The sequence below is a fragment of the Streptomyces sp. CB01373 genome, assembly GCF_002803075.1.
GTDB lineage: Bacteria > Actinomycetota > Actinomycetes > Streptomycetales > Streptomycetaceae > Streptomyces.
Map to the genome: position 1 here is coordinate 205,589 of NZ_NNBK01000011.1, position 22,030 is coordinate 227,618.

Genomic DNA, 22,030 nt, shown 5'->3' on the forward strand with positions numbered 1-22,030 from the left:
CGGACCTTGTCGGCCCGGGGCGCCTGGGAAGTGCTTGTCAGTGGCTCAAGCAGCACGACCATGGCAGCCGGTGGGCCGGTCGCCATAGGTAAAGGTGAAGGTCGTCTGCGCGAGCATGCTCCCAGTATGCCGCTCCCGGGCGCGGCATCCAACACGGCTCGCATGATGAGACGGGCGGCGGACGGGCCGCCGGGCGCGGGTCCGGGACGGGCGGCCCCCGGGCGGCGGTCTCCGGGCGCCGGGGAGGCACCCACGACCACCTCGGTAGAATCGATACACACAAGGACCCCCCGACGCCGGAAGGCACCCCGTGTCATCAGCGACTCCCGCTGCCGCCGCCCCCGACACCGTCCTGGTCGTCGACTTCGGCGCGCAGTACGCCCAGCTCATCGCCCGTCGCGTCCGTGAGGCACGGGTCTACAGCGAGATCGTGCCGAGCTCCATGCCGGTTTCGGAGATGCTCGCCAAGAACCCGGCGGCGATCATCCTCTCCGGCGGACCCTCCTCGGTGTACGAGGAGGGCGCCCCGCGCCTCGACCGCGCGATCTTCGAGTCCGGCGTCCCCGTCTTCGGCATGTGCTACGGCTTCCAGCTGATGGCGCAGGTCCTCGGCGGCACCGTGGACAACTCCGGGGCCCGCGAGTACGGCCGCACCGGACTGGCCGTCTCCAAGCCCTCCTCCACCCTCTTCGAGGGCACCCCGGCCGAGCAGGACGTGTGGATGTCGCACGGCGACGCCTGCTCCGCCGCCCCCGCGGGCTTCTCGGTCACCGCCTCCACGGACGTCGTCCCGGTCGCCGCGTTCGAGAACGACGAGAAGAAGCTGTACGGCGTCCAGTACCACCCGGAGGTCATGCACTCCACGCACGGCCAGCAGGTCCTCGAGCACTTCCTCTACCGCGGTGCGGGCCTCGAGCCGAACTGGACCACCGGCAACGTCATCGACGAGCAGGTCGCCGTCATCCGCGAGCAGGTCGGCGACAGGCGGGCGATCTGCGGACTGTCCGGGGGCGTGGACTCCGCGGTCGCCGCGGCACTCGTGCAGAAGGCCATCGGCTCCCAGCTGACCTGCGTCTATGTCGACCACGGCCTGATGCGCAAGGGCGAGACCGAGCAGGTCGAGAAGGACTTCGTGGCCGCGACCGGCGTGCAGCTGAAGGTCGTCGACGCCGAGGAGCGCTTCCTCACCGCCCTCAAGGGGGTCAGCGACCCCGAGGAGAAGCGGAAGATCATCGGCCGCGAGTTCATCCGCGTCTTCGAGCAGGCCCAGGCGGAGATCATCGCGGACGAGGGCCCCGCGGTGGAGTTCCTGGTCCAGGGCACCCTCTACCCGGACGTCGTAGAGTCCGGCGGCGGCACCGGCACCGCGAACATCAAGTCGCACCACAACGTCGGCGGCCTGCCCGAGGACCTCGAGTTCAAGCTGATCGAGCCGCTGCGCAAGCTGTTCAAGGACGAGGTCCGCATGGTCGGCCAGGAGCTCGGCCTGCCGGACGAGATCGTCCAGCGCCAGCCCTTCCCGGGTCCCGGCCTCGGCATCCGGATCGTCGGCGAGGTCACCAAGGAGCGCCTGGACCTGCTGCGCGAGGCCGACGCCATCGCCCGCGAGGAGCTGACGGCGGCCGGTCTCGACCGTGACATCTGGCAGTGCCCGGTGGTCCTGCTCGCGGACGTGCGCAGCGTCGGCGTCCAGGGCGACGGCCGCACCTACGGTCACCCGATCGTGCTGCGCCCGGTCTCCAGCGAGGACGCCATGACCGCCGACTGGTCGCGGCTGCCCTACGACGTGCTGTCGAAGATCTCGACCCGCATCACCAACGAGGTCCGGGACGTCAACCGCGTGGTCCTCGACGTGACGTCGAAGCCGCCGGGCACCATCGAGTGGGAGTGACCCCGCTCCGGTCTACGTCCGCCTGAGAGTCCGCACCGGCTCTCCGGGCTTCCAGACCCGGACGACCAGATGAGTGTCGTCCTCGACGCTGGTCCGTACGACCTCCGTCAACTCGGTGCGGAAGAGGTGGAACGGCTGCGGCGGTTCCACCTCTTTCACGTACGCGCCCTTCACCTCGGGATCCTCCACCTCGACCGCCCGCCCGGCGATGCGCGCGTCACCGCCGGCCATTCCGGTGTCCGGCCCCGGGTTCGCCTGCAGCGCGAACCTCGGATCCCGGCGCAGGTCGAACGCCTTGAGCGAGCCCGGCATCATGCCGAGCCACAGCTCGCCGTTCAGGAAGCGCACCTCGAGTCCCGTGGTGCGCGGGGAGCCGTCCCTGCGCAGGGTCACCAGGACGTGGTGCGGGAACGCCCCGAACCGCCGCTCGACGGTCGCGGCCAGTTCGGGTTCCGCGGCGGCGAAGGCCGCCCAGTTCGTCGCCATGCCCCGAGTCTGGCGCGGATACCCGACATCTTCTGTCGGATTTTCTCGGCGGCAGGTGGGGGCGGCCGGCGCGCAGGCGGGGCGACCCGGCGGTATTCGGCGGCATTCGGCCGCGGAGCCGGTGTACCGCGCGGCATCTTCACCGCACGGCGCTCGTATCCGGGCCCGTTGGGCGGTAGCTTCCGGCCCGTACGTCGTCGATCCAGCGACGGAGGTCCCATGCACGGCCCCACGCCCACCCCGCCCCCGCCCCTGCCCACCGAGAAGCTGCAGTTCGCGATGCCACCGATGCACGAGTCGGTGGACGACGAACGCCGGTACCGCAAGGAGCGGCTCGCGGGCGCGCTGCGGATCTTCGGCCGGTACGGCTTCGAGGACGGCGTCTCCGGCCACATCACCGCCCGCGACCCCGATTTCAGCGACTGCTTCTGGGTCAACCCCTTCGGGATGCCGTTCAAGCACGTCACCGTGAGCGACCTGGTGCTCGTCAACCAGGACGGGCAGGTGCTCCAGGGCCGCCACCACGTCAACCAGGCCGCGTTCACCGTGCACGCCCAGGTCCACGCCGCCCGCCCGGACGTCGTCGCCGTCGCCCACTGCCACTCCGTGCACGGCCGCGCCCTGGCGGCGCTCGGCGACCTCCTGGACCCGATCACCCAGGAGAGCTGCGCCTTCTACGAGGACCACGCCGTCTACGGCTCCTACACCGGCGTCACCGTCGACGCGGAGGAGGGCCGCCGGATCGCGGCCGCGCTGGGCTCGCGCAAGGCGCTGGTGCTGCGCAACCACGGACTGCTGACGGTCGGCGACTCGGTGGACGCCGCCGCCTGGTGGTTCCTGGCCATGGAACGCTCCTGCCAGGTGCAGCTGACCGCCCGGGCGGCGGGCCGGCCGGTCCTGATCGACCACGAACCGGCGGTCGCGACCCGGGAGCAGCTCGGCGGCGACCTGGTGGCGTGGATCAACTACCAGCCCCTGTGGCAGGACATCAGCCGCAGCGAACCCGACCTGCTGACCTGAGTCCCTCGGCGTGCGGGACATCTCCGGACATCCCGCCGCCCCTGCGGAGAACGGCGCGGCCGGGTGCGGCCGGGTCAACACGGCGTTCCCGGCTTCACCCGCGCCGACTGGACCTGGCGAACGCGAGCGGGGCGGTATAGGGCACAATTCGCTTTCTGCATAGGGGTGTTGTTGCCGCGGCCGGGCCGCGGGATCCGGGGAAGGCGGGCGTCGGGCGTGGCGGTGCAGGAGGCGAGGGGCGGCGTGGCCGCCCACGGGGGCGGCTGCACCTGCGGGGACTGCCCGCACGGGGCGCGTGCGGGACACCGGCAGGCTGTTGCCGCGTTCCTTCTCAAGCGGGACGAGTTCGCCGCGGGCCACGGCCTGCCGGCGGCCGTGGCGCACTCGGCGTCGGCCTCCCGGCAGTGGGTCTCGGAGGAGCTGACGCAGTCCGCTGAACTCGTCGCCGAACGAGGGCGGGCCGAGGGAGAGGCCTGGCTGGCGCGACTGTGGCGCTGGACGGCGTACACGGTGTGGGCGGTGGTCGTCCTGCTGCTTCTGGTGCAGGCGCTGACGGCGGTCGGCGCGGGCTGGAGCACCGCCCGGACGGCGGGACTGCTGGCGGCCGTCCTGGTGGCCGGGGCGCTGACGGCCGCCTCCTGGCTCCACCGGGCGCGCGGCGGGGCGCTCGCCCCGGTCATCGGCGAGGACAACCGGCTCTCCACCTCCCGCGCGGTGGCCGCCGGCTGGGTGCTCTTCGTCGCGTACGCGGTGCTGGTGCTGGCGGGCCGGCTCGCCGCGGCCTCGGACCACACCGAGCGCGACGCCCTGATCGCCGGGCTGGACCTGGCCCGCGGCGCCGGTGTGGTCACCGTGCTCGCCGTGGTGTGCGGAATCGCGGTCCTGGTACGGCGGGTGGTCGGGCTGCGGGTGCTGGGGCAGCGGCTCCAGAAGGTGCGCGCGGACCGGCCGCGGGCGGCCGACCTGCTGACCGACGACGCGGGACGCGGCGCCTTCACGGACATCCAGTACGTGGTCATCAGTGCCGTCGCGCTGGTGTTCGCGGCGGTGCGGCTGGCCCGGCGCCCCGACCAGCTGCCCGACCTGCCGTGGGGGCTGGCGGTGGTGGTGCTGGTGTCCGCGGCGACCTACCTGGCGGGCAAGTACGCGGACGGCGGGCGGCCGGTCGTCCTCTCGGTGGTGCGGGCCCGGGAGGCCGGGGACCTGGACGCGCCGATCCGGACCGGCGACGACATCGAGATCCGGGGCGCCGGGTTCGTCCCGCCGGGTGCCCAGGGAGCCGACCGGCTGGCTCGCATGAGGGTCCGCATCGGCCCGGTCAACGTGCACGTACCCCTGGTCCCGGTCGCGGGCGGCTTCAGCAACCCCACGGACACGGCACTGACCGTGCCCGTCCCGGCGGACGTGGAACCGGGCCGGGTCGAGGTGCAGGTGGTCACGGCGGCGGGCGTGGAGACGAACCGGTACACGATCGACGTGACGGAGTGACGGAGTGACGGAGCAACGGGGCAGCGGAACGACGAAATGACGGCGGGCGACACCTCCGGCGGATCGGGCGCGATGGTTTTGTGGAGGGTGGTCAGCACACCGACTCCTTGGGACGCATGAGCCGAAGTCACGCGTAAGCCGGAAAAACCTCCCCGTGGGATTGAGCGGGCCCTGCGTCGCATACGTATGGTCGATTGAGGGACACATACGACGGCGGTGAGAGGCGGCTCGCAGCGATGACCCACGTTCGTACGGAGACCCGGACCATGCAAGCTGAACCGAACCGAACCTGGCGGGACACAGCGGCCCGCTACGCCCTCCTGCCTCTCCGTGTCTTCCTCGGCGTCACCTTCATCTACGCCGGCCTCGACAAGCTCACCTCCAGCGGCTTCATGCAGGCCACCGGCCCCGGGTCGATCGGCGAGACGATGCGCGCGGTCCGCGACTCCGCCGCCGTCCCGGCCCTGGTCGACCTGGCCTTGAAGAACCCGGTCGGCTTCGGCTACACCATCGCCTTCGCCGAACTGGCCGTCGGCCTCGGCACCCTGATCGGTCTGCTGGGCCGCCTGGCCGCGCTCGGCGGCGCGCTGATCTCCCTCAGCCTGTGGCTCACGGTCAGCTGGCCCACCACCCCCTACTACTACGGCAACGACCTCGCCTATCTGATGGCCTGGCTGCCGCTCGTCCTCGCCGGCGCCCCGATGCTCTCCGCCGACGCCGCGCTGCGGGCACGGCGACGGCGAATGGCGGGGGAGTACCAGTAGCTCAGCCCGTCCCTCCCGTTCCCGCTCCGCCGGGAGTCCGGCGGGCGTCCCGGTCCCTGCGCACGGCCCTGTTCACCACCGCCGCCGCACCGCCCAGGCACAGGCCGCCGACGACCATCGGGACCAGCAGGAACGACGGGACGTGCCAGGCGCCGGCCGCGTCTCCCGCGTAGACCACGCCCGCGCCGGTGAGGAAGACACCGGACACCAGCTTCCCCGGCTGGAACTCATGGCGCAGCACGGTTCACCTCCACCTGTCCCATGCCGACGTGGAGCCTGAGGTCCACGGTCCCGGCGTCCTTGCCGCCCGCGGTCGCGGGCAGCGTGACCTGCTGGTGCCGGCCCGGAGCGACGTCCACGTCCTGTGAGGAGTCGCCCGGCAGCTGGATGTCGCCGAGCCCCACCTCGATGTTCGCCCGCACGGTCACACCCGCGGGCACGATCACTCGCAGCCGGCCCGCTCCCACCTGCGCCTTCGTCGTCACCGTCGCTCCCTTGCCGAGGCGTATCCGGCTCAGGTCCAAGGTGCCCTCCCCGGTGCCGAGGCGGTACTCGGGCCGGACCTCCGCCGTCGCCGCGGGCTGCCAGGTGCGGTGCCCCCACTGCGTGGTGACGTCCTTCGGAAGTGCCGTGGAAGCGGCGAGCAGCGCCGCGGTGACCAGGGCCAGCAGTATCGAACCGAAGCCCGTCCGCCCCAGGAACGCGCTCACCGCCATGCCCAGGCCGAGGACCGCGAGCGCGCAGGCGAGACCGGTCTGGAGGCTGGTGTTCAGGGCGTGGTTGTCCCAGGTCAGGCGGGTGCCGAGGACGCCGGCGGTCAGGGCCAGCAGGAACACCCAGCCACCGATCCCGTGCGGGCCGCGGCGACGGGGCGGCTCGGTGCGTACGGGACGTGTGTACGCGCCGCCGTGCGTGCCGGCGCGTGCGCCGAGGCCGATGCTGACGGCAGCGGAGACGTCCCGAAAGTCCCAGCGGTCCCGGCCGTCACGGCCACCCCGGTCGTTCCGGCCGCGCGCGTCCTGGGGACCCCACAGATATCCCGTGCCGCCGACGTGGGTGCCGTCCTTGACTATCGGGTCGCGCCACCAGGAGGCGTGGATGGCGGGCACCGGCGGCGCCTGGGCCTCCGGCGGGGCGTCGGCGACGGCCTGGGCGGCGAGCGGATCGGGGCTGGGGGCCCCGCGGTGCTGCGACCAGTACCCGGCGCCGGCGAGCAGCAGGGACAGGACGACGCCGAAGGTCAGCACGCTGCCGTTGCCCAGCATGGACAGGAAGACCCCGCAGCCGACCAGCGCGAACAGCACGGCCGCCAGCGCCGGTCCGTCCACCCGGCCGGTGAGGAGCTTGCGCACCTCGTTCTCGTCCTCGTCGTCGTACGGCACGAAGAGCCAGGCGAAGCCGTAGAAGATGAGGCCTATGCCGCCGGTCGCCGCCAGCACGGCCAGCGTGATCCGGAAGATCACCGGGTCCATGTCGCACTGCCGGCCCAGACCGGCGCAGACGCCGCCGATCATCCGGTGCGCCCGGTGCCGCCGGAACCTCGGCACGCCCTCGGTGCCGTCCGACCCGGTATCGGCCTCAAAGTGCGCTCCCGGCGTCGCCCCCGGGCCGCGCTCCGCACCCGCACCCGCGCCGGGCACGGCGTCCCCTGCTCCGGTGCCCGGGGACGGGCCCGGGCCGGAGCCGGGCTCCGGCCTCTTCGCGGCGTGCTGGTGATTCGTCATGCGTCCATGGTGACGGGCGTGCGGCCGTGGCGGGAGCCGGGACGACCCTGGGCGAACCCTGATTCGCCCCTGAGCCGCGGCCGGGGATGCGTTCGACCGGCTTCCGGGCCGCGATCCGGGTGCCCGCGAAGAGCGGGCCGGAAGGGCAGGTTCGAAGATCAGGGGAGTCTAGGGGGCGGACCCTGATGCTCCCGCACCGCCGGGCGTGTGACCATCAGTGGCATGCCGGAAGCCGCAGCAGCGCCCCTCGACGACCCGCGGCCGCCGCGCAAGCTCTACCGCAGCAGCGACGGACGCTGGCTCGGCGGAGTGGCGCGGGGCCTCGCCGGGCACCTCGGGCTGCCCGTCGTCTGGGTGCGGCTGGTCTTCGTCGGCCTGTTCATGGCCGACGGCCTCGGCGCGCTGGTGTACGCGGCCTTCTGGTTCTTCGTGCCCCTCGGCGTCGGCGGCGTCGGCGACCAGAAGCCGCCGTCCCTCGTCACCACCGAGACCTCGCCGGACGGCCGCCGCAGAATCGTCGCCCGCAAGCCGGACAAGGGCCAGATCGTCGCCCTGCTCCTCATGGTCGTCGTGGCGATGGTCTTCGTCGGCAGTGTCAATCCGGGCAACGGGGCGAAGGCCTACCTCCTGCCGGCCGTCCTCGTCGCCGCGGGTGTCGCCCTGGTCTGGCGCCAGGCGGACAACGCCCGCCGGGCCCGCTGGGTCGAGGTCGGCCGCCGCCGCCGTACGCTCACCCTGGCCCGCGCCGGCGCGGGCGTCCTGCTGGTCACGGCCGGCGTCTCCGCCATATTCGTGATGCAGGGGTCCGCCGCCCACCTCGGCTCGGTCCTCCAGGCGGCGCTCGCCGTCCTGGTCGGCATAACCCTGCTCGCCGGTCCCTACCTCGTGCGCATGACCCAGGACCTCTCCGAGGAGCGCCTGATGCGCATCCGGGCCCAGGAGCGGGCCGAGGTCGCCGCCCATGTCCACGACTCGGTGCTGCACACCCTGACCCTGATCCAGCGCAACGCGGAGAACGCGGGCGAGGTGCGCCGCCTCGCCCGCGCTCAGGAGCGCGACCTGCGCGCGTGGCTCTACAAGCCGGAAGGCAACGGCAAGGACGAGGCCGACGAACCGGCCACCCTCGCCGAGGCGGTCAAGCGCAACGCCGCCGAGGTCGAGGACAAGCACGGCGTCCCCATAGAGGTGGTCGTGGTCGGCGACTGCCCGCTCGACGACCGGATCGGCGCCCAGATGCAGGCCGCGAGGGAAGCCATGGTGAACGCCGCCAAGTACGGTGGCGAGGGCGGCGCCGTCCAGGTCTACGCCGAGGTCGAGGGCAGGACCGTCTTCGTGTCCGTCCGGGACCGCGGACCCGGCTTCGACCTGGACGCGATACCCGCCGACCGGATGGGCGTCAGAGAATCGATCATCGGCCGTATGGAGCGCAACGGGGGGACGGCCCGGCTGCGGGCCGTGCCGGACGGCGGCACGGAGGTCGAGCTGGAGATGGAGAGGGCGGAGAACACGTGATGAGCGACCCGACCGAGGCGAACGGTACGGCGGGAGCGGAGACGACGGGGGCGGGCGGGCGACACGTGCGCGTGGTCCTCGTCGACGACCACCGCATGTTCCGCACCGGGGTCCAGGCCGAGATCGGCCAGACCGAGCAGACGGGCGTGGAGGTCGTCGGCGAGGCAGCGGACGTCGACCAGGCGGTCACGGTCATCACCGCCACCCGGCCCGAGGTGGTCCTGCTCGACGTCCACCTGCCCGGGGGCGGCGGAGTGGAGGTGCTGCGGCGCTGCGCAGCGCTGACCGCCGACACCGAGCGGCCCGTACGCTTCCTCGCGCTGTCCGTGTCGGACGCGGCGGAGGACGTGATCGGCGTGATCCGCGGCGGAGCGCGCGGCTATGTGACGAAGACGATCACGGGCACCGACCTGATCGACTCGATCTTCCGGGTTCAGGAGGGCGACGCCGTCTTCTCCCCGCGCCTGGCCGGCTTCGTCCTCGACGCCTTCGCCTCCACCGACGCCCCGCCGGTCGACGAGGACCTCGACCGCCTCACACAGCGTGAGCGCGAGGTGCTGCGGCTCATCGCCCGCGGCTACGCGTACAAGGAGATCGCCAAGCAGCTCTTCATCTCCGTCAAGACGGTGGAGTCCCACGTTTCCGCGGTGCTGAGGAAGCTCCAGCTCTCCAACCGCCACGAGCTGACCCGTTGGGCGACGGCACGCCGGCTGGTGTGACCTTCGCCGCCGGTAGGCATGCTTTTGCGAGTGGGTGCCGCCGACCGCCGGCGCGCATCCCGGCCAGGCGGCCCCCATACCCGGCGCCCCTCATGCCACCCGGGTCGCCCCCGCGAAGGGCATCTGGTCGATCGGGGCCAGGCGGACCGGGGCCGAGGGGTTGGGTGCGTGGATCATCTGGCCGTTGCCGACGTAGAGGCCGACGTGGCTGACACCGGAGTAGAAGAAGACCAGGTCGCCGGGGCGCAGAGCGGAACGCGGGATGCGGCTGCCCGCGTTGATCTGGGCGTAGGTGGTGCGGGGCAGCGCCACCCCGGCGGAGCGGTAGGCGGCCTGGATCAGGCCCGAGCAGTCGAAGGCGTCGGGCCCGGTCGCGCCCCACACATAGGGGCTGCCGAGCTTCCGGTAGGCGTAGGCGACGGCCGTCGCCGCGCGGGCACCGGGGGCGGTGACCGACGCCGGGTCACCGACGAGTGGATCCCGGGCACCGGAGCCGTGGCGGGTCGCGTGCCCCGTGTCCCCGCCCTGGGCGATCGCGGCGCGCTGCTGCGGGGGCAGTCCCGCCAGCAGCCGCCGGGCCTCGTCCAGTTTGGCGGTGACCGTCTTCTTCTGCCGCCGCAGTTCCGCCTGCCGCGAGCGGAGTGAGGTCAGCTCGATCCGCGCGTCCTCCCGCAGCCGGCCGATCTCCCGTAGCTGCCGGCGCACGTCGGACACGGCGGCCGTCTGCCGGATGCCGGCCCGCTCGGCGAACTCGGCCCCGTCCAGGTACTGCCGGGGGTCGTCGGACAGGAGCAGCTGCACCACGGGGTCGATCCCGCCGTCCCGGTACTGCGCCGCGGCGATCGTGCCCAGCGCGTCGCGGGCGGTGTTCAGCCTCCCCTGCCTGCGGGCGGCCTCGTCGCCCAGTTCTCTCAGCCGCTTCTCGGCCGTGTCCGCCTTCTCCTTCGCCCCGTCGTACTTCTCGGTGGCGGTCTCCGCCTCCCGGTAGAGCGTGTCCACCGTGGCCTTGATCTGCTCCGGCGCCGGCCGGGGAGCGGCGTGCCCGGTGCCGTCGAAGCCGGTCGCCGTCGCGGCGCCCGCGAGGGCGATCGTGGCGGCCGTACGGACGGTGCTCCCGCCGAGCGAGCGCTGTCGGAGCCTGCGGTGCGCTGCCACCTGGAGCGTCACGTCCTTTCTGCCGGCCTGCTGAGGCGGGGTCCTGGTCCGGCGGCGGGCCGCACAGGGGAGCAGCCCGCCGCCGGACCTCTCGGCGGTGGTGTCCGGCCGCCGCCCCTGGCCCGGGCGGCGGTGACGCCGGTCACCTGGGGGAGGAGCTAAGCCGCTCGGTGACCGCTTGGTGAGGTCATGTACGGAAGTGGCGCCAGGGGATCGCGGGCTGACCGTATGTGACCGCGAATCTGTTCCTGGGACGCCGCCTTCACGTGCTGCGATGACCGATGCGGGCGTTTCCGGGGCATTCGGGCCGGACGAGGTGCTATGGCTCGCATATATGCGGATCGCTTGGGACGGGCCGGTGCCGGGGGCGGGCAGGCCGCTGGTTAGGCTCCCGAGTCATGGACGTACTCATCCATCTCTTCGTCGGTCTGCACATCGTCGGTATCGCCGCACTGCTCGGCGGCTTCCTCACCCAGATGAAGGCGATGGGCCGGGGCACGGCCCGGTTCGTGCCGGCGATGCTGCACGGCGCGCTGACCATGCTGGTCACCGGCGCGGTCCTGGTCGGGCTCAACCAGGCCCAGGGCCACCACGTCGACAACATCAAGATCGGCGTGAAGCTGGCGCTGCTGATCGTGATCCTCGGCCTCGTCTACGTCAAGCGGGACGACGAAAAGGTGGACAAGAGCCTGTTCGGACTGGTGGGCGGGCTCACCGTGGCGAACATCTTCATCGCCGTGCTGTGGACGTGACGGTCAGCGCAGCGCCCTGAGTTCCGTGCGCGCCTCCAGGACCGCGCCCGCGGCGACGGCCAGCCACGCCGCCACCGCGATCCACATCAGCACCTCCCCGAGCCCCCACGACGGGACGTTCGCGGCGGTCGCGACGGACATGGTCGCCGCCGCCGTCATGCCCATCGGGAACACGGTCGACCAGCGGCGCACGTCGTAGCGCAGCCGGGGCCGTACAAGTTCGGCGACGACCAGGACGGCGTACCAGCACAGATCGAGCACGAGGAGCGCCAGGGTCACCGTCCGCAGGACACCGCTGTCGTCCCCGTCCCACAGGTACCTGCCCGAGCCGACGGTGACCAGCCGTGCGCCGGCGAGTGCCGAGATCGCCAGGGCGCCGCCCGCGATCCAGTGGTCCCCGTGTCCTTCGAGCAGCTGCCGCAGGTCGAAGCAGCACAGCGCGAAGACGTACAGCGCGAGCCCGATCCAGAACAGCACCAGCGCGGCGTACGCCGGCCAGGCCACCCCCTGCGTCTTGGCCAGCGTGGCGGCGAGCACGGCCAGGCCCTCGGTCGCCACGCAGCTCAGGAACACCGCTCCGGGCATGGGCCGCCGGGAGTTGCGGACCACCAGCACCAGCAGCCCCGGCCACAGTACGAAGGCCAGCGCGAGCAGCGCCTCCGCGAGGGTCTGCCACCCCAGCGCCGAGAAACGGGTCCCGAGCACGGTCGTCGCCGCGACGGCGGTGAGGGCGCCCGGCGTCCCCGCATCCTTGATCCACCGCGACCGGTCGCCCAGCAGCCGCAGGACCAAGTCCGCCGCCAGCGTCAGCCAGGCGAAGCACGCCACCGCGAGGATCACACGGGACAGCAGCTCGTAGCCCGCCAGATGCAGGGCGACCGAGACGATGCCGGTGGCCATCACGGCGGCACCGGCCGCCGGAGGGCGCTGCGCCAACCAGGCGCGCAAGGGTGAGGTGCCGGGCATGGCCCGATGCTAAGGAGCTTCGCGCGCCCACGCGCGGGGCACGCGCGCGGGTACGCACAAAAACCGGTCCGTCGACAGCCTGCCGGACGGGACACGCCGTCCTCAGGCCGGTCGGACCACGCGGTGCGCCGCCGATGCGCCGTCGTGGTGGACGGGCTCCTCGCGGACGCGGTCGCCGGGCCTCGGCGCGTGGATCAGCACGCCGTCACCGGCGTAGAGGCCGACGTGCTCCGGGTCGTCGAAGTAGGCGAAGAAGACGAGGTCTCCGGGCCGGGCCTCGGAGAGCGGAACCGCCGTACCGGCCTGGGCCTGGTCGCGGGCCGCTCGGGGCAGCGTGACACCCGCGGCCTTCCAGGCGGCCTGGGTGAGACCGGAGCAGTCGTACGACCCCGGACCCGCCGCCCCCCACACATACGGCTTTCCGATCTGTTCACGAGCGAAGGCGAGGGCCTGATCGGCCCTGGTGGCAGCCGTGGAACCGGGCGCCCACCCCGGGAGCACGCCGGATACCTGCTCGGGGAACATGCCGGGCGTCTGCTCCTGAAACACGCCGGCCGCGTGTTCCGAGGTCATGCTGGGCGTCCGCTCCGAGGACATGCCGGGCGCGTGCCCCGGGGACATGGCGGCCGCCTGCTCCGGGGCCACGTTGGGCGTCTGCACCGGAAACCCGCCGGTCGCCTGTTCCGGGAACGCGCCGGTCGCCTGTTCCGGAAACCCGCCAGTCGCCTGTTCCGGGAACGCGTCGGCCACCTGTTCCGGGAACCCGCCGACCGCGTGCTCCGGGAACCCGCCGACCGCCTGCTCCGGAAGCCCGCCGACCGCGTGCTCCGGGGACATGCCGGTCGGGGCCCCGGAGGTCGTGCCGGCGGCCTGCCGAGTCGAGGTGGTGGTGTTCTGCGCGTCCTCTGCCGCCTGCGGCTGCGGGGCGGACTCGGTCGTGGGGGTCGCCTCGTGCGCGTGGTGTGCGGACAGCAGTACGCGCGCGTGTGCCAGCTTCCGCTGGACGACCGCCTTGGACGCGCCGATGTCGTGCTGCTGCTCGTCCGGCGGCTCGGGAAGAACAGGTGCCGTGGCCTCGGGCGCGGGCGGACGCGCGCCGGGACCGTCGGCCAGGCTTTCGCGGCGTGCGTTCAGCCGGCCGATCAGCTGGGCCTGGTCGAAGTAGCCCTGCGGGGTCTCGGTGAGCAGCAGGGCGGCGGTCTCGGGGGTGCCGTCACCGCTGCGGTTCGGGGCCGCCGCGAAGGATCCGAGCATCTCGCGCGCCCTGCCGAGCATGTCGGTGCGCTTGGCGACGTCGTCGAGGAGCGCGGCGACCAGCCCGCGCTGCCTCGCCCCCCTCTTCTGGGCGCCGTCCTTCTCCGCGGCGTCCCTCCGCGCGGTGGACCCCGCCCGGCCGTACAGGTAGTCGAGCTTCCTCTCGATCTCCTCCGGGCTCGGCCCGGCGCCGTCCGCCCCGCGCGTGCCCGGTCCGGGCGTTGCGGCGGGGCGCGTGCTGCTGTGCGACGCCAAGGGAGGCGACTCCTTCCATCGTCCGCCTGCCGGTTGGCCGTCGAGGGCGGGTGGATTGCGTGGAGGCCGCGTCGTCAGGCGAGTCCCCCGGTGACGATCATGCGGTCAGACCGCACGCTAACCAACTTGTGTGGCGTGTGTGAAGGTTGATGCGAGGTATGTCCGATACGTTTTCGTGACCTTCGTCTCGGCCCCGTGGAACGGTCATCTTTCCGGGGCGGCCACGGGTTGTCGGTGGGGCGCCCTAGACTCGTAGAGCGATGAGCAGCCTCTTTGACGACAGCTTCCTGGCGGATCTCCAGGCCCCCCGCGGCCACGAGGAAGAGCCCCCGCCACCGCCCGAGGACGATCACGCTCCGGAGCCGGTTCCGGACGATCTGTTCGGCGGGAAGTTCGACGTGCCCCCGGACCGGGACGCCTACTACCGCGACGGCGCCCACCGGCCGGTCGTGGACGCGGCCGCGCTCCTGGAAGGGCTGAACGACAACCAGCGCGCCGCCGTGGTGCACTCCGGCTCCCCGCTGCTCATCGTGGCCGGCGCCGGTTCCGGCAAGACCCGTGTGCTCACGCACCGGATCGCGCACCTGCTGGCCGAGCGGGGCGCCCACCCCGGCCAGATCCTGGCGATCACCTTCACCAACAAGGCCGCCGGCGAGATGAAGGAGCGCGTCGAGCAGCTCGTCGGACCGCGCGCCAGCGCGATGTGGGTGATGACCTTCCACAGCGCGTGCGTGCGCATCCTGCGCCGGGAGAGCAAGAAGCTCGGCTTCACGTCCTCCTTCTCGATCTACGACGCCGCCGACTCCAAGCGCCTGATGGCTCTGGTCTGCCGCGACCTGGACCTCGACCCCAAGCGCTACCCGCCCAAGTCGTTCAGCGCCAAGATCAGCAACCTCAAGAACGAGCTGATCGACGAGGAGGACTTCGCCGCCCAGGCCACCGACGGCTTCGAGAAGACCCTCGCCCAGGCCTACGCCCTCTACCAGTCGCGGCTGCGTGAGGCCAATGCCCTCGACTTCGACGACCTGATCATGACGACGGTCAACCTGCTCCGCGCCTTCCCGGACGTGGCCGAGCACTACCGCCGCCGCTTCCGGCACGTCCTGGTCGACGAGTATCAGGACACCAACCACGCGCAGTACGCCCTGGTACGGGAGCTGGTCGGCACCGGCGAGCACTCCCCGGACGTGGCCGACGTGCCGCCCGCCGAGGACGACCTGCGACCGGCCGAGCTGTGCGTGGTCGGTGACGCCGACCAGTCGATCTACGCGTTCCGCGGCGCGACCATCCGCAACATCCTCCAGTTCGAGGAGGACTACCCGGACGCGACGACGATCCTGCTGGAGCAGAACTACCGCTCCACGCAGACGATCCTGTCCGCCGCCAACGCGGTCATCGAGCGCAACGAGTCCCGCCGCCCCAAGAACCTGTGGACCAACGCCGGCGCGGGCGCCCGCATCACGGGCTACGTCGCCGACACCGAGCACGACGAGGCGCAGTTCGTCGCCGAGGAGATAGACCGGCTCACGGACGCGGGCGAGGCCAAGGCCGGCGACGTCGCCGTCTTCTACCGCACCAACGCCCAGTCCCGTGTCTTCGAAGAGATCTTCATCCGCGTCGGCCTGCCCTACAAGGTCGTCGGCGGCGTCCGCTTCTACGAGCGCAAGGAGGTCCGGGACGTCCTGGCCTACCTGCGGGTCCTGGCCAACCCGGAGGACTCCGTCCCGCTGCGCCGCATCCTCAACGTGCCCAAGCGGGGCATCGGCGAGCGCGCCGAGGCGATGATCGACGCCCTCGCCCAGCGGGAGAGGATCAGCTTCCCGCAGGCGCTGCGCCGCGTCGACGAGGCCTACGGGATGGCCGCACGCTCCACGAACGCGGTCAAGCGGTTCAACACGCTGATGGAGGACCTCCGCACGATCGTCGAGTCCGGCGCCGGACCGGCCACGGTCCTGGAGGCGGTCCTGGAACGCACCGGCTACCTGGGCGAGTTGCAGGCCTCCACCGACCCGCAGGACGAGACCCGTATCGAGAACCTCCAGGAACTCGCCGCCGTCGCCCTGGAGTTCGAGCAGGAGCGTGGTGAGGGGGAGCCGGTCGCGCTCTCCGACTTCCTGGAGCAGGTCGCCCTGGTCGCCGACTCCGACCAGATCCCGGACGAGGAGGACGGCGACGGCGTCATCACCCTGATGACCCTGCACACCGCCAAGGGCCTGGAGTTCCCGGTGGTCTTCCTGACCGGCATGGAGGATGGTGTCTTCCCGCACATGCGGGCCCTCGGCCAGACCAAGGAGCTGGAGGAGGAGCGGCGCCTCGCCTACGTCGGCATCACGCGCGCGCGGGAGCGGCTGTACCTGACCCGCTCGGCGATGCGCAGCGCCTGGGGCCAGCCGTCGTACAACCCGCCCTCCCGGTTCCTGGAGGAGATCCCGACGACACACGTGGACTGGAAGCGTACGGGCGGCTCGGGCTTCGCGTCCTCCGGTCCGGCGTCCTCGGTGGCGGCCTCGCTGTCCTCGTCCCGCTCCCGCTCGTCGGCGTCCGGCGCCTCGGGCTTCGCCACCCGCCGCACCTCGGAGAAGCCGGTGGCGGCCCTCGCCGTCGGAGACCGGGTCACGCACGACCAGTTCGGCCTGGGCACGGTGGTGGCCGTCGCGGGCACGGGCGACAAGGCACAGGCGACGATCGACTTCGGCGACGGCAAGGCCAAGCGGCTGCTGCTGCGGTACGCGCCGGTGGAGAAGCTGTAGCGGGGGTGGGGGCGGGGCCTACGTCGGGTCGAGGCCGTGGCTGCGCAGCCACGACAGCGGGTCGATGGGCGACCCGCCCGCGGGCCTGACCTCGAAGTGCAGGTGCGGGCCCGTGGAGTTGCCGGAGTTCCCGGAGTACGCGATGGGCTGTCCGGCCTTCACCGTCGTACCGGAGGGGACCTGGTAGCTGGAGAGGTGGCAGTACCACGTCTCCGTGCCGTCCATGGCGGTCACGATCATCATGTTGCCGTAGGCGCTGTTCCACTGCGTGCGGACCGTGCCGTCGGTGGCGGCCAGCACCGAGGTCCCGTACGACACGGGGAAGTCGATGCCGGTGTGCACGGACATCCAGTTCACGCCGGCCTGGCCGAAGTAGGCGCTGAGACCCCTCTGCAGGACGGGGACGGCGAACTTGGGGCGCAGCCGTTCCAGACGGGCCGCCTCCTCCGCCGCCTTCTTCTTCTCGGACTCCTGCTGCGCCTTGAGGTCGATGCGCTCCTGGTACCGGCTGGCCCGGTCGGCGAAGTCGTTCGCCCCTGCGGACACGCTCTGCAGCTGGGTGTCCAGCTTGTTGTTGGCGGTGGACGCCTTGACCGGGTGCGCGTCGGGCGTGGCCGCCGCGCTGTCCTTGCCGTCCTCGGTCAGTCCGCCCACGGAGGCCGCGGCGATTCCGGCGACACCCATCACGCAGACCGAGGGCACGGCCACCGTGAGCAGTGCGGAGCGCTTGGCCGGGGGGCGGCGCCGGGAGCGGCCCGCGGCCCGTGAGGCCGCTCGTGGAGCGGGAGGCGGGGCGGGGGTGACTTCTTCCTCGTCGTCGAGCAGCGGCGGTGCCGCGTCCGGCTCGACGGTGGCGGCCGGTTCCTCTTCCGCCAAGTCGCCCTGAGGCTCGTGCGGCTCGGGCGCGTCGAAGTTCTCGGCGACCGTGGTGGTGGCGTCGCCGTTCCACTGCGTGGCGTCGTACGCGCCGGTGTCGAAGGTCTGCGTGTTCCAGTCCCACTGCTGGGTGGCGTCGGCGACGGCCGTCTGATCCGGCTGGAGCCAGGTGTGCGCGTCCCACTGGCCGCTGGTGTCGACCGGGGCGGACTGTGCCGGGACGGAGGCCAGTTGCTGGTAGCCCGTCGCCCAGGCGGTGGTGTCGTACGCGCCGGTGTCGTAGGCGGTGTGGTGCTGAGCCGCGTACGGGTCGTAGTCCGGGCTCTGGTGGCCGTTCGCGGTCCAGCCGGTGGTGTCGTACGTACCCGTGGTGTGCGCCTCGGCGCCCGTGAAGCCTTCGTGGAGATGGTCGGCGGCGTAGTCGACCGGGGCGTACGTGCCGGTGTGGAAACCGGTGGCGCCGTAGTCGCCGTAGGAGGTGAAGTCGCCGTACGCGGCTTCCTGTCCGTTGTACGACGCGTAGGGCGTCGAGGCGGCATCGGAGGCCGGAGCCGGGGCGGTCGCGCTCCCCGACGGGTGACGGTCGTTCACCAACTTCTCTTTCGCCTCGACAACAGGGGCTGGCAGAGCAGTGCGGTGACTGTACCCGGCGGTATGAGGGCGCGACAATCTTCCGCAGGTTTCCCCGAAGTGGGAAACGGGCATTCAGCCGTGTTTCGCCGGTGTGTGGAGACGGCTTTAACTCTGTGTTCGAGTCGCGTTCGATCCCAAGGGGCCGGTTGTCAGGCGACGGTCACTCCGCCGGCGCGCTTGGCGGTCGGGTCCCCGGGGCGTGCGGTGTCGAGGACCTGTCGTATCCCGGTCGCCACGGCGGGGTGCAGTGGCAGGGCGAGATGCCCGACTCCGCTCACCTGGATGTTCTCCACCTTCAGGTCGGGGTGGTCGATGCAGGCCGACTCCAGCGGATCCATCAGGTGGTCGAGGTCGCTCCAGAAGCTGACGAAGTGGGTGCTGCAGCCCGGCGCGGGGCGTGACAGCTCCTCGATCAGCTCGGAACCGGGGCGCATCTGCCGCACGATCGGATGGGCGTTGGCCAGCGGCGCGACCCGGGTGCCGGAGTGCGGGGTGCCGAGGGTGACGAGGGTGCGGACCCGCAGGTCGCCGCCGAGCCGTTGCACGTAGTAGCGGGCGATCAGCCCGCCGAGGCTGTGCCCGACGACGTCGATCTGCCTGCTGCCGGTGCGCTCGCAGATCTCCTCTATGTGCCGGCCGAGCAGTTCGGCCGCGGTGCGGATGTCGCAGGTCAGCGGTGAGTAGTTCAGGGACTCCACGCGCTGCCTGCCGTGCTGGGCGAGGCTGCGGCGCAGCAGGACGAACACCGAGCGGTTGTCGATGAACCCGTGCAGCAGCACGACCGGTGGCTTGGCCTCGGTCGGCAGCTGGGCGGCGCCACCGGGCTCCGGGAGCGCGCCGGAGGCGCCGCGGCGCTCCTGGACGATGCCCGAGGGATAGAGCAGGAGATGGCCCGCGAGGATCGCGAGCTCCAGGGCGGTCGCCTTCAGCAGAGCCAGTGAGAGCCCCGCCAGCCTGCACGGCAGCAGGCACCGGCAGAGCGGGAGAATGGGGTCCGCGACCCTGGTGACCTTCATGGCCGACCTCCTGTCGGCACGCTGGAGGACGGCCCTGTCCCCCGTGTGCCCTCGTGGGCAGTCGCGGTAGGGGCGGCCGGCCGGGCGGGCTTCGCGCTGCCGTGCCCCACCGGTCCCGGGTGCCCTTCCTGCCCTCGCCGATACGTCGCACCACCGCGGCGCGCGGCCTGCGGCGCGGTGGTGCGGCGACCTCGTTGCGGCTCCCGTCGTGTTTGCTCCCGCAGCGCTCCGCGCGCCGCGGCACAGGAGTGCGGCGCTCGGGCCGCGCGGACGGGGAACGGTGCGCGGCCTGCGGGTCCCCCTGGCCGGTGAACTCGGGGGAGTGTCCCACCATGTGATTTCCCCCTCCCTCTGCGTCGTGAAACTGCCGGGTGCGGGATGCTGGCGATAACGTTCGTTCACTTACCCGGCCGGTGTGGTGCGGGGTGTCCGTGCCGTGTGTGCGGTACTTGTCGGTACGGATGGATGTAGTCGCTTCATGGAGGCAGTGATGGGTGTGGCAGCCGGTCCGATCCGCGTGGTGGTGGCCAAGCCGGGGCTCGACGGCCACGATCGGGGCGCCAAGGTGATCGCGCGGGCCCTGCGCGACGCCGGTATGGAGGTCATCTACACGGGGCTCCACCAGACCCCGGAGCAGATCGTGGACACGGCGATCCAGGAGGACGCCGACGCGATCGGCCTGTCCATCCTCTCGGGCGCGCACAACACCCTGTTCGCCGCGGTGATCGAACTGCTCAGGGCGCGCGAGGCGGAGGACATCGTCGTCTTCGGCGGCGGCATCATCCCGGAGGCTGACATCCCGCCGCTCAAGGAGAAGGGCGTCGCGGAGATCTTCACCCCGGGCGCGACCACCCAGTCGATCGTCGACTGGGTCAGGGCGAACGTCCGCCAGCCGGCCGAGGCGTAGGGGCGCCGGCGGCTCCCGCGGGATCACCCGGCGCCGGCCGGGTGCGAGCGGCCCGGCCGGGGGGCGCGGCCCCCAGGGAGACCTGCCCTCACCCGGTGCGGGACTCAGCCGGCCCGCGCCGTCTCCAGTTCCCCGGCCATGGTGGAGCGCAGCCGCAAGGTCGTCACGAGCCGCTGGAATGCTTCCGCCCAGTACCCTCCGGCCCCCGGCGACGCGTCCTCCGCCTCGTCGGGAACCGCCAGCAGTCCGTCGAGCCGACTCGCCTCCGCGGGATCCAGGCACCGCTCGGCAAGCCCCATCACTCCACTGAAACTCCATGGGTAACTCCCTGCGTCCCGCGCGATGTTGAGCGCGTCGACCACCGCCCGCCCGAGCGGTGCCGCCCACGGCACCGCGCACACCCCGAGCAGTTGAAACGCCTCGGGCAGTCCGTGTGCCGCGATGAATCCGGCCACCCAGTCGGCCCGCTCGGCGGCGTCCAGCGTGCCGAGCAGCTTGGCGCGCTCGGCCAGGGACACCGCGCCGGGACCGCCGGCGTCGGAGGCCGCGGGTGGTCCGAGGAGCGCCCGCGCCCACTGTGCGTCCCGCTGCCGCACCGCCGCCCTGCACCAGGCGGCGTGCAGTTCGCCCTGCCATCCGTCCGCGACCGGAAGGGCCACGATCTCCCGCGGTGTGCGCCCGCCCAGCCGTCCGGGCCAGGTCGCCAGCGGTGCCGCCTCCACCAACTGGCCCAGCCACCAAGATCGTTCGCCCCGCCCTGCCGGAGCCTTGGGGACGATCCCGTCGCGTTCCATGGCCGAGTCGCACTCGTGCGGCGCCTCGACGACGAGCGTCGGTGTCCCGCGTGTGTGGTCGACGGCCACGCAGGAGCGGGCCCGGCCGGACATTCGTGAGGCGAGCGCGGATCCGGGCAGCGCCGAGAGCAGCTCCGCGGCCGTGGACCGTACATTGCGGCTGCGGTCGGCCAGTGCCTCTTCCAGGAACGCCTCGTCGTCCGGGCCGAGCCCCGTCCGCAGGGAGTCGAGGAACATCAGCCGGTCCTCGGCCCGCTCGGTGGCCCAGGAGCCAGCGAGCAGTTCGCGTGCGGCCGCGGGCGTGCGCGAACGTATCGACGCCAGCAGCGCGACCCGCTCCGCGAACAGGCCCTCCTCCCACAGCCTCCGGACGCGGCCGGCGTCCTCGGAGCCGGCCGGCACGGCGGCGCCCGGGGCCGCGCGCAGGGCGAACCGCCAGTCCGGGTTCAGGCCCGCCAGCCACCGTGCGCGCGGGCCGCCGAAGGCCAGTGCGGCCGGGCGCAGGTCCGTACGGCCCCGCGCGGCGTCCAGCAGGGCGGGCAGCGCTTCCGGAGGCGGGGCGTACCCGTGGGCGTTCGCCGCCGCGAGCCACTGGGGCAGCAGTTCCATCAGGTCCGGTGCCGTGCCCCTGCGGCCGCCCGCCGTACCGGGCCGGCCGGCCAGCAGCATGGCCAGCCTGCGGCCCGCGGCCGCGGGCAGCGGCGGACGCGGATCCTTTGGTGCGGGCTCCGGGCGCCGGGCCGCCGGAGCGGGGCGCAGCCCCGCACGCCGCCGCACGGTCTGCACGGCCGCCGCGTCGAGCAGCGCCACCGGCGCCGTCCGTTCGGGCGCGCCGGCCGGGGGCGTGCGCCGGTCCGTGCCGAGCAGGGCGGTGGTGACCAACTCCTCCCAGGCGCCCGTGGCAGGCGCCTCCGGCGGGGTGGAGTTCCTGATCATGAGCTTCCTTTCCGTCGCCGGCTGCCCGGGAGTGGTTGAAGGGTCACATGGACCGGGTTTCCCCTGGGGTGGAACAAATGCGTGGTGCGGAAGAGAAAAGATATTCAGATGGGATACTCTCTGATATTTTGC

Annotated in this window: 18 protein-coding genes; 9 read left to right on the top strand and 9 right to left on the bottom strand. The window is 72.4% G+C overall.

Going from position 1 to position 22,030, the window contains the following annotated elements; genetic code table 11:
- Window positions 1–310 precede the first annotated feature (310 nt).
- Window positions 311–1,891: a glutamine-hydrolyzing GMP synthase gene (gene guaA, locus CG719_RS18825; protein WP_100569812.1), complete on the top strand. Its 1,581-nt coding sequence runs from the start codon at window positions 311–313 to the stop codon at window positions 1,889–1,891.
- 12 nt (window positions 1,892–1,903) lie between these two features.
- Here the strand turns inward: guaA and CG719_RS18830 are convergent, their stop codons facing one another.
- Window positions 1,904–2,377: a pyridoxamine 5'-phosphate oxidase family protein gene (locus tag CG719_RS18830; protein WP_100569813.1), complete on the bottom strand. Its 474-nt coding sequence runs from the start codon at window positions 2,375–2,377 to the stop codon at window positions 1,904–1,906.
- Window positions 2,378–2,596: 219 nt separating this feature from the next.
- Here CG719_RS18830 and CG719_RS18835 point away from each other — a divergent pair, with 219 nt between their 5' ends.
- The 3 genes from CG719_RS18835 (at window position 2,597) to CG719_RS18845 (ending at window position 5,649) form a co-directional block, all read left to right on the top strand.
- Window positions 2,597–3,397, top strand: a complete 801-nt coding sequence (locus CG719_RS18835) for a class II aldolase/adducin family protein (RefSeq protein ID WP_100569814.1) — start codon at window positions 2,597–2,599, stop codon at window positions 3,395–3,397.
- A 216-nt stretch (window positions 3,398–3,613) separates the two neighbouring features.
- Window positions 3,614–4,885 carry a hypothetical protein gene (locus CG719_RS18840; RefSeq protein ID WP_100569815.1) on the top strand — a complete coding sequence of 424 codons (1,272 nt, stop codon included), beginning with the start codon at window positions 3,614–3,616 and terminating at the stop codon, window positions 4,883–4,885.
- Between the two features lie 236 nt (window positions 4,886–5,121).
- Window positions 5,122–5,649, top strand: coding sequence for a DoxX family membrane protein (locus CG719_RS18845; RefSeq protein WP_100569816.1), 528 nt, complete (start codon window positions 5,122–5,124; stop codon window positions 5,647–5,649).
- A 1-nt stretch (window position 5,650) separates the two neighbouring features.
- On the opposite strand, the gene CG719_RS18850 is transcribed toward CG719_RS18845, so the two are convergent.
- Together CG719_RS18850 and CG719_RS18855 are read right to left on the bottom strand one after the other, a co-directional pair.
- Window positions 5,651–5,890: a hypothetical protein gene (locus CG719_RS18850; RefSeq protein ID WP_100569817.1), complete on the bottom strand. Its 240-nt coding sequence runs from the start codon at window positions 5,888–5,890 to the stop codon at window positions 5,651–5,653.
- Entirely contained in the window at window positions 5,877–7,373 is a 1,497-nt protein-coding gene (locus CG719_RS18855) for a PspC domain-containing protein (protein ID WP_100569818.1), read from the bottom strand. The genes CG719_RS18850 and CG719_RS18855 overlap by 14 nt, the downstream gene beginning before the upstream one ends.
- A gap of 222 nt (window positions 7,374–7,595) precedes the next feature.
- On the opposite strand from CG719_RS18855, the gene CG719_RS18860 reads away from it, so the two are divergent.
- Window positions 7,596–8,885 (top strand): ATP-binding protein, encoded by a 1,290-nt coding sequence (locus CG719_RS18860; RefSeq protein WP_100569991.1) that lies wholly within the window; start codon window positions 7,596–7,598, stop codon window positions 8,883–8,885.
- A complete protein-coding gene (locus CG719_RS18865; protein ID WP_100569819.1) occupies window positions 8,885–9,604 on the top strand; it encodes a LuxR C-terminal-related transcriptional regulator in 720 nt (239 codons plus the stop codon). Before CG719_RS18860 ends, CG719_RS18865 begins: the two co-directional genes overlap by 1 nt.
- A 90-nt stretch (window positions 9,605–9,694) precedes the next feature.
- Here the strand turns inward: CG719_RS18865 and CG719_RS18870 are convergent, their stop codons facing one another.
- Window positions 9,695–10,771: an NlpC/P60 family protein gene (locus CG719_RS18870; protein WP_442802733.1), complete on the bottom strand. Its 1,077-nt coding sequence runs from the start codon at window positions 10,769–10,771 to the stop codon at window positions 9,695–9,697.
- Window positions 10,772–11,157: 386 nt separating this feature from the next.
- On the opposite strand from CG719_RS18870, the gene CG719_RS18875 reads away from it, so the two are divergent.
- Entirely contained in the window at window positions 11,158–11,511 is a 354-nt protein-coding gene (locus tag CG719_RS18875) for a hypothetical protein (RefSeq protein WP_100569820.1), read from the top strand.
- Window positions 11,512–11,514: 3 nt separating this feature from the next.
- On the opposite strand, the gene CG719_RS18880 is transcribed toward CG719_RS18875, so the two are convergent.
- The gene (locus CG719_RS18880; protein ID WP_100569821.1) at window positions 11,515–12,477 is read right to left on the bottom strand and encodes a tellurite resistance/C4-dicarboxylate transporter family protein; all 963 of its coding nucleotides are present in this window, start codon (window positions 12,475–12,477) and stop codon (window positions 11,515–11,517) included.
- A 102-nt stretch (window positions 12,478–12,579) separates the two neighbouring features.
- The gene (locus CG719_RS18885) at window positions 12,580–13,986 is read right to left on the bottom strand and encodes an NlpC/P60 family protein (RefSeq protein WP_234375637.1); all 1,407 of its coding nucleotides are present in this window, start codon (window positions 13,984–13,986) and stop codon (window positions 12,580–12,582) included.
- Window positions 13,987–14,246: 260 nt separating this feature from the next.
- Here CG719_RS18885 and pcrA point away from each other — a divergent pair, with 260 nt between their 5' ends.
- Complete coding sequence (gene pcrA / locus CG719_RS18890; RefSeq protein WP_100569822.1) at window positions 14,247–16,736, top strand: DNA helicase PcrA; 2,490 nt, start codon at window positions 14,247–14,249, stop codon at window positions 16,734–16,736.
- 18 nt (window positions 16,737–16,754) lie between these two features.
- Here pcrA and CG719_RS18895 read toward each other — a convergent pair whose 3' ends face one another.
- Complete coding sequence (locus CG719_RS18895; protein WP_100569823.1) at window positions 16,755–18,317, bottom strand: M23 family metallopeptidase; 1,563 nt, start codon at window positions 18,315–18,317, stop codon at window positions 16,755–16,757.
- Between the two features lie 77 nt (window positions 18,318–18,394).
- Window positions 18,395–19,261, bottom strand: a complete 867-nt coding sequence (locus tag CG719_RS18900; protein ID WP_100569824.1) for an esterase/lipase family protein — start codon at window positions 19,259–19,261, stop codon at window positions 18,395–18,397.
- Window positions 19,262–19,751: 490 nt separating this feature from the next.
- On the opposite strand from CG719_RS18900, the gene CG719_RS18905 reads away from it, so the two are divergent.
- Window positions 19,752–20,168 carry a cobalamin B12-binding domain-containing protein gene (locus CG719_RS18905; protein WP_100569825.1) on the top strand — a complete coding sequence of 139 codons (417 nt, stop codon included), beginning with the start codon at window positions 19,752–19,754 and terminating at the stop codon, window positions 20,166–20,168.
- Between the two features lie 104 nt (window positions 20,169–20,272).
- Here the strand turns inward: CG719_RS18905 and CG719_RS18910 are convergent, their stop codons facing one another.
- The gene (locus CG719_RS18910) at window positions 20,273–21,898 is read right to left on the bottom strand and encodes a DUF5691 domain-containing protein (RefSeq protein WP_100569826.1); all 1,626 of its coding nucleotides are present in this window, start codon (window positions 21,896–21,898) and stop codon (window positions 20,273–20,275) included.
- Window positions 21,899–22,030 lie beyond the last annotated feature (132 nt).

Excerpts from the sequence above, each read along its gene's own strand:
- CG719_RS18830 (WP_100569813.1), bottom strand. The coding sequence starts at position 2,377 with ATGGCGACGAACTGGGCGGCCTTCGCCGCCGCGGAACCCGAACTGGCC.
- CG719_RS18835 (WP_100569814.1), top strand. The coding sequence starts at position 2,597 with ATGCACGGCCCCACGCCCACCCCGCCCCCGCCCCTGCCCACCGAGAAG.
- CG719_RS18845 (WP_100569816.1), top strand. The coding sequence starts at position 5,122 with ATGACCCACGTTCGTACGGAGACCCGGACCATGCAAGCTGAACCGAAC.
- CG719_RS18855 (WP_100569818.1), bottom strand. The coding sequence starts at position 7,373 with ATGACGAATCACCAGCACGCCGCGAAGAGGCCGGAGCCCGGCTCCGGC.
- CG719_RS18860 (WP_100569991.1), top strand. The coding sequence starts at position 7,596 with ATGCCGGAAGCCGCAGCAGCGCCCCTCGACGACCCGCGGCCGCCGCGC.
- CG719_RS18865 (WP_100569819.1), top strand. The coding sequence starts at position 8,885 with ATGAGCGACCCGACCGAGGCGAACGGTACGGCGGGAGCGGAGACGACG.
- CG719_RS18875 (WP_100569820.1), top strand. The coding sequence starts at position 11,158 with ATGGACGTACTCATCCATCTCTTCGTCGGTCTGCACATCGTCGGTATC.
- CG719_RS18880 (WP_100569821.1), bottom strand. The coding sequence starts at position 12,477 with ATGCCCGGCACCTCACCCTTGCGCGCCTGGTTGGCGCAGCGCCCTCCG.
- pcrA (WP_100569822.1), top strand. The coding sequence starts at position 14,247 with ATGAGCAGCCTCTTTGACGACAGCTTCCTGGCGGATCTCCAGGCCCCC.
- CG719_RS18895 (WP_100569823.1), bottom strand. The coding sequence starts at position 18,317 with ATGCCCGTTTCCCACTTCGGGGAAACCTGCGGAAGATTGTCGCGCCCT.
- CG719_RS18900 (WP_100569824.1), bottom strand. The coding sequence starts at position 19,261 with ATGAAGGTCACCAGGGTCGCGGACCCCATTCTCCCGCTCTGCCGGTGC.
- CG719_RS18905 (WP_100569825.1), top strand. The coding sequence starts at position 19,752 with ATGGGTGTGGCAGCCGGTCCGATCCGCGTGGTGGTGGCCAAGCCGGGG.
- CG719_RS18910 (WP_100569826.1), bottom strand. The coding sequence starts at position 21,898 with ATGATCAGGAACTCCACCCCGCCGGAGGCGCCTGCCACGGGCGCCTGG.